General features: G+C 66.8%; 14 protein-coding genes. 6 read left to right on the top strand and 8 right to left on the bottom strand.

Annotated elements, in window-relative coordinates; all coding sequences use genetic code 11:
* Nucleotides 1-221 precede the first annotated feature (221 nt).
* The 6 genes from ACX80M_RS16860 to ACX80M_RS16835 form a co-directional block, all read right to left on the bottom strand.
* Nucleotides 222-500 (bottom strand): HPr family phosphocarrier protein, encoded by a 279-nt coding sequence (locus ACX80M_RS16860; protein ID WP_056348975.1) that lies wholly within the window; start codon nt 498-500, stop codon nt 222-224.
* A gap of 66 nt (nt 501-566) precedes the next feature.
* A complete protein-coding gene (locus ACX80M_RS16855) occupies nt 567-2,636 on the bottom strand; it encodes a PTS fructose transporter subunit IIABC (RefSeq protein ID WP_252600628.1) in 2,070 nt (689 codons plus the stop codon).
* Nucleotides 2,637-2,638: 2 nt separating this feature from the next.
* Nucleotides 2,639-3,664, bottom strand: a complete 1,026-nt coding sequence (locus tag ACX80M_RS16850; RefSeq protein WP_252600626.1) for a 1-phosphofructokinase family hexose kinase — start codon at nt 3,662-3,664, stop codon at nt 2,639-2,641.
* On the bottom strand, nt 3,661-4,464 hold the full coding sequence (locus tag ACX80M_RS16845) for a DeoR/GlpR family DNA-binding transcription regulator (protein WP_252600625.1): 804 nt from the start codon (nt 4,462-4,464) through the stop codon (nt 3,661-3,663). The genes ACX80M_RS16850 and ACX80M_RS16845 overlap by 4 nt, the downstream gene beginning before the upstream one ends.
* Before the next feature lie 215 nt (nt 4,465-4,679).
* A complete protein-coding gene (locus ACX80M_RS16840; RefSeq protein ID WP_056348963.1) occupies nt 4,680-4,937 on the bottom strand; it encodes a DUF6458 family protein in 258 nt (85 codons plus the stop codon).
* A gap of 102 nt (nt 4,938-5,039) precedes the next feature.
* Nucleotides 5,040-5,618, bottom strand: a complete 579-nt coding sequence (locus tag ACX80M_RS16835; RefSeq protein ID WP_252600623.1) for an FAD-dependent oxidoreductase — start codon at nt 5,616-5,618, stop codon at nt 5,040-5,042.
* A 20-nt stretch (nt 5,619-5,638) separates the two neighbouring features.
* Between ACX80M_RS16835 and ACX80M_RS16830 the strand changes: the two genes are divergently transcribed.
* The 4 genes from ACX80M_RS16830 to ACX80M_RS16815 all read left to right on the top strand — a co-directional run bounded on the left by ACX80M_RS16830 (nt 5,639) and on the right by ACX80M_RS16815 (nt 10,458).
* Nucleotides 5,639-6,025, top strand: a complete 387-nt coding sequence (locus ACX80M_RS16830; RefSeq protein ID WP_459310016.1) for a MarR family transcriptional regulator — start codon at nt 5,639-5,641, stop codon at nt 6,023-6,025.
* A 90-nt stretch (nt 6,026-6,115) separates the two neighbouring features.
* Entirely contained in the window at nt 6,116-6,733 is a 618-nt protein-coding gene (locus ACX80M_RS16825) for an alpha/beta hydrolase (RefSeq protein WP_252600621.1), read from the top strand.
* Between the two features lie 535 nt (nt 6,734-7,268).
* Nucleotides 7,269-8,033, top strand: coding sequence for an HAD family hydrolase (locus tag ACX80M_RS16820; RefSeq protein ID WP_252600619.1), 765 nt, complete (start codon nt 7,269-7,271; stop codon nt 8,031-8,033).
* 82 nt (nt 8,034-8,115) lie between these two features.
* Nucleotides 8,116-10,458, top strand: coding sequence for a glycoside hydrolase family 65 protein (locus tag ACX80M_RS16815; RefSeq protein ID WP_459310014.1), 2,343 nt, complete (start codon nt 8,116-8,118; stop codon nt 10,456-10,458).
* A 48-nt stretch (nt 10,459-10,506) separates the two neighbouring features.
* Here ACX80M_RS16815 and ACX80M_RS16810 read toward each other — a convergent pair whose 3' ends face one another.
* A complete protein-coding gene (locus tag ACX80M_RS16810) occupies nt 10,507-11,850 on the bottom strand; it encodes an MFS transporter (protein WP_252614554.1) in 1,344 nt (447 codons plus the stop codon).
* A gap of 150 nt (nt 11,851-12,000) precedes the next feature.
* On the opposite strand from ACX80M_RS16810, the gene ACX80M_RS16805 reads away from it, so the two are divergent.
* Both ACX80M_RS16805 and ACX80M_RS16800 read left to right on the top strand, forming a co-directional pair.
* Nucleotides 12,001-12,804, top strand: a complete 804-nt coding sequence (locus ACX80M_RS16805) for a hypothetical protein (protein ID WP_459310013.1) — start codon at nt 12,001-12,003, stop codon at nt 12,802-12,804.
* Nucleotides 12,794-13,543 carry a LamB/YcsF family protein gene (locus ACX80M_RS16800; protein WP_252600613.1) on the top strand — a complete coding sequence of 250 codons (750 nt, stop codon included), beginning with the start codon at nt 12,794-12,796 and terminating at the stop codon, nt 13,541-13,543. The genes ACX80M_RS16805 and ACX80M_RS16800 overlap by 11 nt, the downstream gene beginning before the upstream one ends.
* A 29-nt stretch (nt 13,544-13,572) precedes the next feature.
* Here the strand turns inward: ACX80M_RS16800 and ACX80M_RS16795 are convergent, their stop codons facing one another.
* Nucleotides 13,573-14,922, bottom strand: coding sequence for a DUF445 domain-containing protein (locus ACX80M_RS16795; protein ID WP_459310012.1), 1,350 nt, complete (start codon nt 14,920-14,922; stop codon nt 13,573-13,575).
* Between the last annotated feature and the right edge of the window lie 30 nt (nt 14,923-14,952).

The following is a 14,952-nucleotide window of genomic DNA, read 5'->3' as shown; positions in this document are numbered from 1 at the left end:
CGACCCCGGCCCACCCTCAACCTCGAAACCCCAGCCAACCGGCTGAACCAGCTGCTACAAGCGGCATAACCACCCAGCGTTGCTTCCACCAGTTGACTTTGCCGCGTCCGTAACGACACTTGCTGCTACCTAGTTGGGCCAGACGCTTAAGAACCAGCGGCCGCCGTCGTACCTTCCCCAAAGAGGGGACAGGCGCAACGGCGGCCGCCGGCGTGAAGCCGCTACTCGGCGTCGTGATCCGTTTCCAGGATCTGAACCAGACGCGCCAGGGCGTCATCCGCGCCGGTACCTTCGGCGCGGAGCACCACAACGTCGCCGTGGGCGGCACCCAGGCTCATGAGGGACAGGATGCTCGCGGCGTCCATTGCCTCATCGACCGGCTCGCCTTGGCGGGCGATGGTGATGTCCAGGTCGAACTCGCCGGCGGCCTCCGCAAAGATGGCGGCGGGGCGGGCGTGCAGGCCTACTCGGCTGGCGACGGTTGCGGTGCGTTCTGACATTCTTGCTCCTTTTTCTTTCGGCGCCTGTTGGTTCAGCGCCGTGAATCTGTGGTGTGTACGGCCGGGTCAGACGGTTGCGGGAACGGACTCCACGGTAGCAGCGGGTTCGCGGACGGCCCAGCGCTTGAGACCGATCACTGCCAGGGCGGTGACGATGGTTCCAGCCGCGATCGCGACAACGAACATCAGGAAGTTGTCGATGGCGAAGAACACGAAGATTCCTCCGTGAGGGGCCTTGGATCCTACGGCTGCCGCCATGGAGATGGCGCCGGTGACTGCTCCACCCAGCATGCTGGCGGGGATAACGCGGAGCGGGTCGGCGGCGGCGAACGGGATGGCGCCTTCGGAGATGAAGGAAGCTCCCAGGAGCCACGCAGCCTTTCCGTTTTCACGCTCGGCGAGGCTGAAGCGCTTTTTGTCCAGGACGGTTGATGCCAGCGCCATGGCCAGCGGCGGCACCATGCCTGAAGCCATGACGGCGGCCATGATCTGCCACGGAGCCTGGTTGTCCAGCGTTGCGGCACCAAGGCCGGCGACGGCGAAGGCGTAGGCGACCTTGTTGACCGGGCCGCCGAGGTCGAAGCACATCATGAGACCCAGGATGATGCCCAGGGCGATGGCGCTGGCGCCGGTAAGGCCGGACAGCCACGTGTTCAGTCCCGCTGTGAGGGCGACGATCGGGCCACCCAGGATTAGGAACATCAGGCCCGACGCAACCAAGGAGGCGAGCAGCGGGATGATTACCACCGGCATCAGGCCGCGGAGCCAGCGCGGTACGGCCCAGGTTCCAATCACATGGGCGACGTAGCCGGCGAGCAAGCCGCCGACGATGCCGCCGAGGAAGCCTGCACCCATGAATCCAGCTACGGCGCCGGCGACGAAGCCTGGGGCGATCCCGGGCCTGTCAGCGATTGCGTAGGCGATGTAGCCCGCAAGGGCGGGCACCAGGAAGCCCATGGACAGGGCGCCGATCTTGAAGAGCACGGCACCGAGGTAGGCGCCCAGCGGGCCCCACGCGTTGTCAGGGTATTCGGTGGGCAGGTTGAAGATGCTGTTGTCCACCACGATTGCATCGGCGAAATCAGTGATCAGATAGCCACCCATCAGGAAGCCCAGGGCGATCAGCAGGCCGCCACCGGCGACGAACGGGATCATGTAGCTGACGCCCGTGAGCAGGGCCTTCTTCAGCTTCTGGCCGATGTGCTCGCCCTTTTCCATGGCCGCATTATCAGCCTGTTCCTCGGCACCGAAGTGCGGAACCCGGCGTGCGTTCGGGTTGTCAGCCGCGGCGAGAGCCTCTTGGACCATCTTGTCCGGCTCGTCGATGCCGCGTTTGACCGGCGCGTTGATGACGGGCTTGCCGGCGAAGCGTTCCTTGCCCCGGACATCCACGTCCACCGCGAAAATCACGGCGTCGGCGGCGGCGATGACGGAGGGGTCCAGTGGCTTGGCGCCTGAGGAACCCTGGGTCTCCACCTGCAGGTCCACGCCGACTTCCTTGGCCGCGGCGACGAGTGAGTCCGCTGCCATGTAGGTGTGGGCGATGCCGGTGGGGCACGCGGTCACAGCCACCAGGCGCTTCGGCCGGGCCGCAGACCCGGCAGCGGAAGCAGCGGCGCCCGCGCCGGCGGCTGCCTCAGCAGGAGCGGCATCGGACGCAGGAGCGGCAGCGTGCGACGCCGGCTTGTCCGCCAGGGCGCCGTCCACCAGTTCCACGATTTCCTCGCGGGAAGACGCTGCACGCAACGCGGCAGTGAAGTCCTTTTTGATCAGGGACCGGGCCAGCTTGGACAGCAGCTTCAGGTGCTCCTGGTCCGCGCCGTCGGGGGCGGCGATGAAGAAGATCAGGTCCGCGGGGCCGTCCTTGGCGCCGAAGTCAACCTTGGGGTTGAGCCGGGCCATGGCCAGCGTGGGTTCGATGACCGCAGCAGAGCGGCAGTGCGGGATGGCGATGCCGCCGGGGATGCCGGTGGCGGTCTTCTGTTCGCGGGCGAAGGCGTCGGCGAAGAGTCCTTCAACTTCGGACGCGCGGCCGGTGGCAGCTACTTTGCTGGCCAGGTGCCGGATCACGTCCTCGGGCGAGGTGCCCAGGTTCTGGTCGAGCTCGACCAGTTCGGTGGTGATGAGCTGAGTCACTGTCAATCCTTTCGAAGGGCCGTGATGGTTACGGCATCCGGGGTGGTTTGGTGGACTGCCGGGACAGTGGAACCCGGCAGGGAGGCGGCGGCGGCACCGTGTGCCACTGCCTGACGGAGGCAATCGGCCGGGGCGGCGCCCTGGCCGTGTGCGAGCAGATAGCCAGCCAGCGATGAATCGCCCGCGCCGACAGTACTGACCGCGGCGACCGGCGGATGCGTGGCCAGCCACGCGCCGTCGGCCGTTACTAGGACAGCTCCCTTGGATCCGAGAGTTGCCAGCACAGCACCCACACCGGAACGCACGACGGCGGCGGCGGCCGCTGCAGCAGATTCCGGATCCGCTTCAAGTTCGTCTGCGGTAAACGCCGTGGCGAAGCCGGCTGCAGCAGCCAGTTCCGCCAGTTCCTCGGCGTTGGGTTTGAGGAGGTCCGGTTTCCCGGACACACCGTCCTGTGACGTGCCATGCTGTGCCGTGCCGTCCGGCGAGATGCCGGAGACGGCGGCGACGAGCGGGCCGCCGGAGGAGTCGACGGCGATCAGCGGGGCGCCGCCGTTGGCTGCCGCCCGCAATCGCCGCGTGACGGTGGCGTAGAAGTCGGCCGGGAAGCCGGGAGGCAGGGAACCGGCCAGGACCACCCAGCTGGCGCCGCGGGCGCGTTCCAGCAGCAGGCCGATCAGGGCTTCCTGCTGGTCCTCGCTCAGCCGCGGGCCGGGCTCGTTGATCTTGGTGGTCACGCCACCCGGCTCGGTCAGCGCCACGTTGGTTCGCAGCGGCTCGTCGATGGGAAGGGCCGCGAACGGCACGCCATCGTGGAGCAGCCCGGCGAGGACGGGATCACTCGCGGCGCCCGGGAGCACCGCGATGGTCTCCAGGCCGGAGGCAACCAGGGCGCGGGAGACGTTGACGCCCTTGCCGCCGGATTCCTGGCTGACCGAGACGGCGCGCTGGACTTCGCCGCGTTCCAGGGGTCCGGGCAGGGCCACCGTGCGGTCCAGGCTGGGGTTGGCCGTGAAGGTGACGATCACGCGATCACCACGTCGACGCCGGCCTCGGTCAGGGCTGCCGCCAGTTCGGGGCTGGGCTCGCTGTCTGTAATCAAGGTGTCCAGATCTTTCAGGGAGGCGAACTGGACTAGGGTTTCTGCGTCCAGCTTGGAGGAATCGGCCAGCACCACGATGCGGCGTGCCGAATGGACGAAGGCTGCCTTGACGGCGGCTTCTTCAGGATCGGGCGTGCTGAGGCCAAAGGTGGGGTGGATGCCATTGGTGCCGATGAAGGCGATGTCCGGGCGCATCCGCTGCGCGGCCTCCACTGTTGACTGTCCCACGGCGGCCTGGGTGAGGCCGCGCACGCGGCCGCCCAGGATCTGGAGGGCGATTCCGGGAGCGCTGGACAGTTTGGCTGCGATGGGAACGGCGTGGGTGATGACCACCAGTTCGGCTCCAGTTTCGCCGGCGGAAGGTTCGACGGCGGCGCGGCGGGAGAGGAGGTCGGCCAACGCTTCGGTGGTGGAACCGGCGTCGAGCAGGATGCTGCCGGACGAGGCCTGGGGGATCAGGGCAAGTGCAGTCTGCGCGATGCGCATCTTCTGGTCCGGGCGCTGGATGGTCCGTTCGTTGATGCTTTCCTCGGTGGTGCTGAAGCGGTCGGCCGCAACTGCTCCGCCGTGGACCCGCCGCACGGTGCCGGTGGTTTCGAGCGTGGCGAGGTCGCGGCGGACGGTTTCGGTGGTGATGCGGAAGCGCTCCGCCAGCATGGTCACGCTGACCCGGCCCGTGCCCGCGACTAGCTCGGCAATCTTCTGCTGGCGCTCCTCGGCGAACACGTACCCTCCATTGCGTAAAGTGCTGAATCCCAGCGGCTGTGACGTCCAGTGATTGGCATCACATGATGTTGAATTACTTGACTTTATCTTCGCTTATGTTGGTTTGTCAATGGAAACCCACAAGAAACAAAGTCCGCAGGCCGGGTCTTCGCGCGGAACGGAAAAGCCGGGCCGGGCCTGTGTGGTCCGGCCCGGCGTCCGGGTGGTTGTGGAGCCTAGATACCGCCGTCGCGGCTTTCGTTGCGGGTGATGCGCTCGCCGGTGTTGGGATCAACCACCGAACGGGTTTCGCTGACCCGGCGGCTGCGGCCCGGTGAGGCCAGGATGAGGGAGGCGATCAGCCCGATCACGCCAACAGCCATCAGGATGTAGCCAACCATGACCTGGTCTATGAAGGGGATGAGTCCCGGGGCGACGGCCCAGGCCAGGATGGCGCCGAGTGCAATAAGGAAGATGGAGGAACCGATTCTCATGACTTGCTCCTTGTTGTCCGCTGATCTTGGAGGGGCGGTACTACGCGCGGCAGCATCCTGTGCGCCGCACTTGCTAAGCATGCTTTCCAGCGTCAGGCTACCTTATGTGTCCGGTGTTGGGCGGAACGCTGGCCTCAAATCCCGAGTCGTGCCCGGCTCCCCAGTCGATGTGGTGACGGTAGACCCAGTCCGGACGGTGGACCGCAGCCCGTCCGCGCCTATCAGCAGGTGGCCTTCGGCGGACGTGCCGTCGTCGAATCCTGCGGTCACGCCGTCGGGGGTTTCGGTCACGGAGCTGAGCCCCTTTCCGTACAGGATGCGGATGCCCCGCCGCGTCGCTTCCGTGCGGAGCAGTCCGTATAGCTCGGAGCGCGTCAGTGTGCGGGCGGTGGTCCCGTCCGGCAGGGCGCCGCCGTACTTGAAGTCGATCAGGTGGCGTCCCGTCGAGCCCAGGTACATGGACATCCGCGGCGTGCTGAACCCCAGCCCTGCCGCGGCGTGCTTCAGCCCAAGGGTGTCCAGGGCGTCGAAGCCGTTGACGGCGACGGTAAGGAAGCCTCCGACGCCGTCCGACGGGCCGCCGTACGCTTCGAAGACAACGGGCGTGTGCCCCGCCTTTTGCAGTGACAGGGCCGTCGCCAGCCCTGCGACGCCGGACCCGATGATGAGGCAGTTCAACATGGCTGTTCTCCTTCTGATTTATTTCGTTCTCCGAACTGCAGGGACTCTCGGCCACCGAGGGCAAGGCGATCGACATTCTGATGCGCTTCGGCCCCCTGACGGCGGGGGAGTTCGGCGAGCGGCCGGGCTTGGCCCCCGCATCCGTGACCGGCCTGATGCGGCGGCTTGAGGCCAAGGGTGTGGCCCGGCGCGTCCGGCATCAGGAGGACAGGCGCAAGGTGCTGATCGAACTGGTGGGTGACCAGGCCTCTGCCGCGGCGCCCTATTTCCTGGATTTCATGGGCGGGCTGGCGGCCCTGCTGGAGGGCTACAGCGACGAGCAGTTGCGGACCATCGCCGACTTCTCATCCAAGGCTGCTGCGGTCCAGCAGGATGCGGCCGGGCACCTCGGGTCCGGGGCAGAATAGAGAGCCAAGCACGGCGGGCGGCTTTTCCGGCACATTCGCGGCAGGAGTCGATGCGAGCCGCTGGCCCGCTGGACTGGCTACGCTGATCCGATGGAAACAGTTACGTGGTCCAAGCCGGAAAGCGAACGGGACGGCACGCCGCTGCTGGTCATGATGCATGGCTACGGCACCGATGAGTCGCGGATGGTGCGGCTGTTCGAATACCTGCCGGCCGAGTTCACTTGTGTTGCCCTGCGCGCACCCATGGTGATCGGCGACCACTACGGCTGGTTCCTGCTGGACTACTTCCTGGCCAACGATTTCGCGGATGTCATCGCGGCCACCAACACCGTCCAGGCGTGGATTAACTCCGTCAGGGGCCAGCACAGCAGCGTGAGTCTGTTGGGTTACTCGCAGGGGATGGCCATGGCCAGCACGCTGCTCCGGCTCCATCCCGCGGATTACAAGGCCACGGTTGGGCTTTCCGGTTTTGTGCTGGAAAACGAGCTGTTGTCCCTGACCGAATCCTTCACGGCCCCGCCGCCCTTTTTCTGGGGGCGGGACAAGGCGGACCTGGTGATCAATGAGGACGCCACGGCCTACACCGGACAATGGCTGAACGAAAACACCCGGTTGACCGCCAGGACGTATCCGGGCATGGGCCACGCCATGAGCAAGTCGGAGATGGTGGACGTCAGCGCGTTCCTGCGCCACTACGTGCCCGGCTGAACTGCGTCATCGGTCCAAGCGCGTGATCGGTTGAACCCTGTGCCCGGCCGGGCGTGTGCCCCGTATCGCAATATGAGAAAAAACAGTTGCGCGCGAAATTTGTAAGCGCTTACACTCGTCGGTGGCCGGCTCTTTGCTGGCCATTGGAAACCGTCGGAAAGGGCAGCCGGACAGATGCCATGTGCCAGGCCTCTATCCAGGCCTCCTGCTCGCCTTGCGCCGCGATGCCTGCTCCGCCAAGTTGTCAGGCCGTGCCAAGGCGCTCATGATGGAAGAAGACGTTAAACAGCAGCCCATCGGCCCGCCGTGGTTTTACCGTGGCCCTTAGCCGCCTCTGCTGACCCCGGCGGCATCGTGGCCGCCCCTCTCCGCTCCTTGCTTGGACCCCTCCTTGCTGCCCGCCGCTTTTCTGCCAGCCCTTCCACGTTCCGCCTGTATGCACAGCCCCCGCTTACATAGCCCCACTACTTTCCGCCCAGTGACATCCCGCCCGTGACATCCCGCCTGTTGCCCGCCGTCTGAAAGGACACCGCGCATGACTGACGTTCTGAAAACCCAAAGCACCAGCTGGACCACTGCCTCCGCCATCCTGTTCGACCTCGACGGCGTGCTGACCCCCACAGCCACTGTCCACGAACAGGCGTGGAAGGAACTCTTCGAGGGCTTCCTGGCGTCCCGTCCGGATGTGCCCGGCTACCGCGAGGACGATTACTTCGATCACATCGACGGCAAGCCCAGGTTCGACGGCGTCCGGGACTTCCTGGCGTCCCGCGGCATCGTGCTGCCCGAAGGCGAGCCCAGTGACGGCACCACCGGTCAAGATTCCGCCGAGATCCCCGGGCAGGACGCCACCGTCCAGGGACTGGGCAACCGGAAGAACAAGGTTTTCAACGACATCGTCAGCGCCGGCGTCGAGCCGTTTGAAGGCTCGGTGCGCTTCCTGGAAGCCGCCGTGGACCGCGGACTCAAGGTCTCCGTCGTCTCCTCATCCCGGAACGCCCCGGCTGTGCTTAAAGCCGCCGGCCTGAACGGGTACTTCGAAATAGTGGTTGACGGTGTGGTGGCTGCGGCCCAGGGCCTGCCCGGCAAACCGAGCCCCGCCACGTACCAGTACGCCGCGGAACTGCTGGGCCTGCCCAGCGAAGAATGCGTGGTGGTTGAGGACGCCGTCTCGGGTGTCCAGGCCGGACACGCGGGGCAGTTCCACTCGGTGATCGGCGTGGACCGCGGCGCCGGCCGGCAGACCCTGCTCGACGCCGGAGCCACAAGCGTGGTCAACGACCTCGACGAACTGCTCTAACAGTCATCGCCGCCTGACGCTCCCCCGGCCTCAGGCACGAAGCACTTCCCCGCAACGCACAACGCCAAAGGACCCCAACACCATGGCTCTTATCACCGCGGACCGTGAACGGTTCCCCAACACCTCCTGGCAGCTTGTGGAAACACAGCACCAGCCGGGCAGCGCGGGCACCCTTGAGACGCTCTTTGCCCTGGGCAACGGCCATCTGGGTATCCGCGGTGCGCACTGGGCGGCCTCGGACGCAGACCTTCCGGGCAGCTTCATCAACGGCCTCCATGAGATCTGGGACATCAAGCATGCGGAGAACGCGTTCGGCTTCGCCCGGACCGGACAGCGGATCATCTACATCCCTGACGCGAACAACTTCACGGTGATCATCGACGGCGAGAGCCTGACCCTCGCCGAATCAGCCGTGCTGGACTACCGCCGCTCCGTCGACTTCGCCACCGGCATCTACGAATGCCGGATCACGTGGCTGTGCCGGTCCGGCGCCACGGTGACCACCACAGAACGCCGCGCCGTGGGCTTCGCCTCACGCGGCAGCCTGGGCATCTCGCTCGAAGTCGCCGCGGACCGCGAGGTTTCCGCCGACGTGACGTCCTCCGTCATCAACCGCCAGGACCAGCCTGTGGAGGACCACTCGGCGCATGACCCGCGCCGGGCAGGCCGGCACGCAGGCCGGGTTCTCCTGCCGGTAAGGACCGACGGCGGCGACGGCTCGCTCCGTCTCTCCTGGGAAGCGGCGGAATCCGGGCAGCGCGTGGGAATCGCCGTGGACCACTGGACTTCCGCCGGCCACCAGCCCTTTGAGACCGTTGCAGGCGAAGACGACAGCAGCGTCCGGTACGTCCTTGCCGTCCGCGCCGACGAGCCTTTCCGGCTCGAAAAGAGCGTCAGCTATGCCGCCGGCCGCGGCGTCCAGGACTCGGACCGGGACGCGGCGGAGGCCGCCGAAGCCGGGCTCCGGTCTGTGGAGGACATCTTCACCGAGAGCCGCGAGCATTACCGCGCGTACTGGGACACCTCGGACATCGTGGTGGGTGGCCAGCCCGAGCTCCAGCAGGCCATCCGGTGGAACCTGTTCCAGCTGGCCCAGGCCACCGCGCGGGCGGACATCGCCGGCATCCCCGCAAAGGGGGTCACCGGATCGGGTTACGAGGGGCACTACTTCTGGGACCAGGAGGTCTACCTCCTGCCCTACCTCACCTACACGAACCCCGACGGCGCCCGTCAGGTCCTGGAGTTCCGGCACGACATGCTGCCAGCCGCCAAAATCCGGGCCAAGGAGCTCAGCGTGGAGGGCGCACTGTTCCCGTGGCGCACCATCAACGGCCTGGAAGCCAGCGCCTATTACGCCGCCGGCACAGCGCAGTTCCACATCGCAGCGGCCATCGCCTTCGCCACCAACCGCTACCTGTGGGCCAGCGGCGACGAAACCTTCCGCGAGGGTATGGGTGCCGAACTCCTGATCGAAACCGCCCGCATGTGGGCCGCCTTGGGCTTCTTCGGCAAGGACGGGGCCTTCCACATCCACGGCGTTACCGGCCCTGATGAGTACACGGCGGTTGTCAACGACAACCTCTACACCAACGTGATGGCCCGCTTTAACCTGCGCGCTGCTGCGGCGCTGGACCACCCGGAGATCGACGCCGCCGAACGCGAGCTGTGGGAGCAGGCCGCGGCCCGCATCCACCTGCCCTTCGACGAAGACCTGCAGGTCTACTCGCAGGACAACGACTTCATGACCCTGGAGCCGTGGGACTGGACCACCCCCCGGTCCAAGTACCCGCTGCTGCTGAACTTCCACCCGCTGGTGATCTACCGGCACCAGGTGCTGAAGCAGGCAGACACAGTGCTGGCCATGTTCCTGCAGTGGCAGGACTTCTCCGCCGAGGAGAAGCGCCGCGCGTTCGATTTTTACGATCCCATCACCACCGGCGATTCCACCCTGTCCGCCTGCGTGCAGGGGATCATGGCTGCCGAGGTGGGGCACCCTGAGGCCGCCCTGGAGCACTTCACGAACGCCGTTTTCATCGACCTGGACGACACCCACGGCAACACGATCGACGGCGTGCATATCGCCTCCGCCGGGGGTGTCTGGAGCTCGCTGGTCTCCGGCTTCGCCGGGCTCCGGGACCAGGGCCACCTGCCGTTCTTCGATCCGCGGCTCCCGGCCGGGTGGGAGGCATTGTCCTTCCACCTGAAGATCCAGGGCCGGTTGCTGCTGGTGGAGCTCGACGCCGGTGCACTGACACTGAGCGTCCGCAGCGGCGGACCGCTCGACGTGGATGTCCGCGGCCAGGTGCTCAGCATCGGCGCGGAACCGGTCCGGATTGCCCTGGAGCCTGTTGAGGTTCCGGAGCGCACTGTCTTCCCCAGCGGACCCCCGACGGCGAGCCTCCCCATTGTGGGGTTCCGCGCCTGACGTGATTGCGCGCCTGAGGTGATTGCGCGCCTCAGGTGACGGGGTGCGTCAGTCTCCTGCCGCCGTCGTGCGTTCCACTTCAACCTGCCTGTCCAGCGGGTGGGCCAGTTCGTCGGCGGGCATCCGGGCGGCGATCATGGCGATCACCGCCAGGGCGGGGCAGACGACGCCGGCGGCCAGGAAAATTGCCCAGATGGGGAAGACCTCGGCTGCCGGTCCGGCCAGTGCCATGGAGATGGGCATCAGCGCGAGGGACACAAAGAAGTCCAGGCTGGAGACCCGTCCCAGCAGGTGGCTGGGCACGCGTCGCTGCAGCAGCGTGCCCCAGATGACCATGCCCACGCTGCCGGTGGCGCCCCAGACGAACATTGCGGCGGCCACGGTCCAGAAGCTGTCCAGAAAGCCGACGGCGGCGAGCGGCAGGCTGCCCGCACCCCAGGACACCATCATCACCGTGAGATAGCGGCGCGGCAGTTTCAGGGATGCGGTGACCAGCGAGCCGACGGCCCCGCCCACGCCCATCACGGCCAGCAGGAAGCCGAACATTCTCGAGTCGCCGCCGAGCTGGTCGCGGACCACAAACGGCATCAGCACTTCGATGGGACCGATCAGGAAGAGCACGGAAACGCAGGCCCACAGCAAGGTCCACAGCAGCCACGGTGTGCGGATGGTGTAGTTGATGCCCTCGCGGAGGTCGTGGAAGAAGGACGTTTTCGCGTGGCCCGTTGCCCCGGCGTCTTCCCCGGCCCCGGTGCTCCCGCCGTGAGCCCCGCCGTCGGCCCCGTTGTCGGGTGCGTCCAGGGCATGGCGCCCCAGGAAGTTCAGGACGATGAACGCCAGCAGATGGCAGGTGGCCACTCCGGTCACGGCGTGCGACGGCGAGAGCGCCGCCACCACCACGCCCGCGACGGCGGGTCCGGCCGCCTGCTGGAGGATGGGCCGCATGGTCCCCTCCATGCCGTTCGCGGCCAGCAGGTCCTCGGGCGGCAGGATGCGCGGCAGGATCGCGGAGTAGGCAGGGAAGAAGAACGCGGCGCCCACGCCCAGCACAAAGCTGCCCACGGCGAGATGCCACAGCTGCAGCCACCCTGCCATGGCCAGCCCGCTGATCGCCGCGATAACGGCGAGGTTGGCGCCTTCAACGGCAATGATCAGGAGCCGCTGCGGCACGCGGTCGGCGGCGATCCCGCCCGCGAGCACGAAGGCCACCAGGCCGATGCTGCCGGCAGTGGCCACCAGGGACAGCTCCAGCGGGCCGCCGCCGAGGTGGATCACCTGGTAGACCATGGCGACAGCCCACATTCCCGATCCGAAAATGGAGATGGCCAGCGCCGCGATGAGGACCCGGTACTCGCGGTGCGCAAAGGGCCGCAGCGCTTGGAGTGTGGGCATAGGGCAAGTCTAGGCTGGGCTGGATTTTGGCGGAACTCAACGCCGGGGCCCGGCGCCGGGACCGCTTACTCTTAAGCACCCTTAGTGTTAAGGCAGGGCCGCAGCCAAAAACTGCCGGCGGACACAAGCAATACCGAAGCAGAGGTGACCATGAACAAGCGCAGCAATCCCGCAGTACGTATCGCACAGGAGACCGCCCACAACGCGGTGTTCGACGCCGACGGCAAGCCGAAACCCGGAGTCCACAACATGCTCCTCCGGGCAGTCGAAATCCAGCGGCCGCTGGTGCTCGCCTACGTCCGGCGGCTGCAACGCAAACACCCGCGCGCCAGTGCCGCCAGGCTCGCGGAGATCCTCGAACGCGACTACCTGCGGGCGGTGACCGGCGGCGGTGCGATCGTCGGGGCAACCGCCGTTGTGCCCGGCGTCGGAACCGTGGCCTCCCTGGGCCTCTCCGCCGTGGCTACCGTTGGCTTCCTCGAAGCCACGGCACTTTATGCCACCTCGCTGGCGGAACTTCATGGCATCCGGCTGACCAACCCGGAAAAGGCCAGCACCATGGTCATGGCCATCATGCTGGGCGAGGAGGGGGCTTCACTGCTGGGAACGCTGAGCGGCCAGGCCATGGGCAAGGGAGCCAGCGCCACCCAGGCATGGGGCAACGTGCTGACCAAGTCCATGCCATCGGGCTTCGGTGCCATTCGGAACAAGATCCAGAAGGCCTTCCTCAAGAACCTGCTCAAACGCCAGGGCACGGCGCTGCTTGGCCGGGCGCTTCCGTTCGGCATCGGCGCGGTGGTGGGCGGTGCCGGTAACCTCATAATGGGCCGTGCCGTGGTGGCCAACGCCAAGGAAGCCTTTGGTCCGATGCCGGACACCATCCCGGGGGAGCTCAAGGCTGTGGCGGCGGAACCGGAAAAACTTACTTTGGAAGGCAACAACCTTGGATCTTAACGCTGACCTCGGCGAATCGTTCGGCTCGTGGAACATGGGGGACGACGCCGCCATGTTCCGGCTGGTGACCAGCGCGAACGTGGCCTGCGGCTTCCACGCGGGGGATCCCGTCACCATGCTGGACAGCTGCCGCGCCGCCTTCGAGCTCGACGTCACCGTTGGTGCGCACGTGGGGTACCGGGACCTGGCCGGCTTCGGCCGCCGGTCGCTGGACATGTCCTTCGACGAACTGTTCGGTGACGTCCTCTACCAGCTGGGCGCGCTCGACGGCGTGGCGCACGCCGTCGGGGCCTCCGTTGACTACGTCAAGCCGCATGGCGCCCTGTACAACCGCCTAGTCCACGACGCCGAGCAGGCCTCCGCCGTGGTTGCCGCCATCCAGGCCTACGACCCCGGCCTGCCGATCCTCGGCCTGCCGGGCTCGCAGCTGCTGATCCAGGCCAAGGAAGCCGGCCACCCGGTTTTTATTGAGGCTTTTGTGGACCGCGCCTACCAGGCGGACGGGACCTTGGTGCCGCGCTCCCAGGCTGGTGCTGTCCTCCACGACGTCGACTCGATCGTTGAGCGCGCAGTGCGCCTCGCGACGAAGGGCGAAGTTGTGGCCGTGGACGGAACGGTGGTTCAGGTCCGGCCCGACTCCCTGTGCATCCATGGCGACACCCCCGGGGCCGTGGAAATGGCCGCCGGTGTTCGTACCGGGCTCGAAGCGGCCGGCGTGCAGCTGGAGTCCTTCGCGTAACCGCCCCGCGTTGCCTTAGAAGGGCCAGGTCAGCCGAACACCAGGTGCGCCGCGCTGAAGATGACCAGCCCGGCCAGTGAGCCCACCACGGTGCCGTTGATCCGGATGAACTGCAGGTCCTTGCCCACCTGGAGTTCGATCTTCTGCGACGTTTCCTCGGCATCCCAGCGGGCCACGGTATCGGTGATCACGCCGGCGATGTCGGAGCGGTAGGTCCGCACCAGGTAACCGGCGGCGTCGCCGATCCAGGCATTGACCTTGCCGGCCAGTTCGGCGTCGTTCACCAGGCGTGAGCCGAAATCGCGCACCGCCGTCTTGAACCGAACCGTCAGTTCACTGTCCGGATCGTCCACCGCAGACAGCAGGGCGCTCTTCACGGTTCCCCAGGTGCGGGAGGCCAGTTCGCGGACCTCGGGATCTCCCAGAACCTGTGCCTTGATGTCTTCGGCCCGGGCGATCATCGCGGGATCGTGCTGAAGGTCCTGCGCGAGGTCGTTCAGGTATTTGTCGATCTGCTGCCGGACCTGGTGGTTCGGATCGGACTGGACGGCGCGCGTGAACTTGAGGATCTCCACGTACACCTTGTCGCCCACGAGCCCGTCCACGAACTGCGGGACCCAGGTGGGGGACCGGTCGGAGACCAGCCGGCTGACGGTTTCGTGATTGTCGTCCACCCAGTCCGCGGCGCGGTCCACCAGCAGGTCCACGAGCTTGTGGTGGTGCCCGTCGGCAAAAATCCGTTCCGCCATCCTGCCCACCGGCGGTCCCCACGGCGGAGCCAGCAGGTGCTTACGCACCATTCCCTCGATGACCGCCTGGACGTCGTCGTCGTTCAATACCTTGAACACGCCGCGGATGACGGCGGCACCCTCCTTCGCCACGCGCTCGGCGCCGCCCGGACCGGCGAGCCATTGGCCGGCCTTCCGCGCCACGTCCACCGAAGCGAGCTTCTCCTGGACCACCTGCTCGGACAGGAAGTTGGTCTCCACAAACTCGCCCAGCGACGCCCCGATCTGGTCCTTGCGGCGCGGGATAATAGCGGTGTGCGGGATCTTGATGCCCATGGGGTACTTGAACAGCGCGGTCACGGCGAACCAGTCGGCCAGCGCGCCCACCATGCCGCCTTCGGCCGCGGCGCGGACGTACTGCAGCCACGGATACTCCTTCTGCAGCGCGAACGCGAACACAAAAATGACGGCCATGGCAATGAGGAGTCCCAGCGCCACAAGCTTCATTTTCCGCAGCGCTGCCGCCTTTTCGGCGTCCCCGGCACTGAGTTGATGACCGACGACGGCGGCGCCCCCCTTGGGGGGCCGCGGCGCCGGACCTGTGGGCCGGGACGGGTCCTGGCGGGTAGTTGGCTCAGAGTTCACCTGCATGTGCCCAGCCTAGCGCCGAGCCACCGGGCG

It is taken from the genome of Pseudarthrobacter sp. MDT1-22 (genome assembly GCF_054511035.1).
Note: the sequence above shows the minus strand (reverse complement) of the source record. Positions and strands in the feature narration are given on the sequence as shown.

Excerpts from the sequence above, each read along its gene's own strand:
- ACX80M_RS16805 (WP_459310013.1), top strand. The coding sequence starts at position 12,001 with ATGAACAAGCGCAGCAATCCCGCAGTACGTATCGCACAGGAGACCGCC.
- ACX80M_RS16810 (WP_252614554.1), bottom strand. The coding sequence starts at position 11,850 with ATGCCCACACTCCAAGCGCTGCGGCCCTTTGCGCACCGCGAGTACCGG.
- ACX80M_RS16860 (WP_056348975.1), bottom strand. The coding sequence starts at position 500 with ATGTCAGAACGCACCGCAACCGTCGCCAGCCGAGTAGGCCTGCACGCC.
- ACX80M_RS16825 (WP_252600621.1), top strand. The coding sequence starts at position 6,116 with ATGGAAACAGTTACGTGGTCCAAGCCGGAAAGCGAACGGGACGGCACG.
- ACX80M_RS16815 (WP_459310014.1), top strand. The coding sequence starts at position 8,116 with ATGGCTCTTATCACCGCGGACCGTGAACGGTTCCCCAACACCTCCTGG.
- ACX80M_RS16795 (WP_459310012.1), bottom strand. The coding sequence starts at position 14,922 with ATGCAGGTGAACTCTGAGCCAACTACCCGCCAGGACCCGTCCCGGCCC.
- ACX80M_RS16840 (WP_056348963.1), bottom strand. The coding sequence starts at position 4,937 with ATGAGAATCGGTTCCTCCATCTTCCTTATTGCACTCGGCGCCATCCTG.
- ACX80M_RS16835 (WP_252600623.1), bottom strand. The coding sequence starts at position 5,618 with ATGTTGAACTGCCTCATCATCGGGTCCGGCGTCGCAGGGCTGGCGACG.
- ACX80M_RS16820 (WP_252600619.1), top strand. The coding sequence starts at position 7,269 with ATGACTGACGTTCTGAAAACCCAAAGCACCAGCTGGACCACTGCCTCC.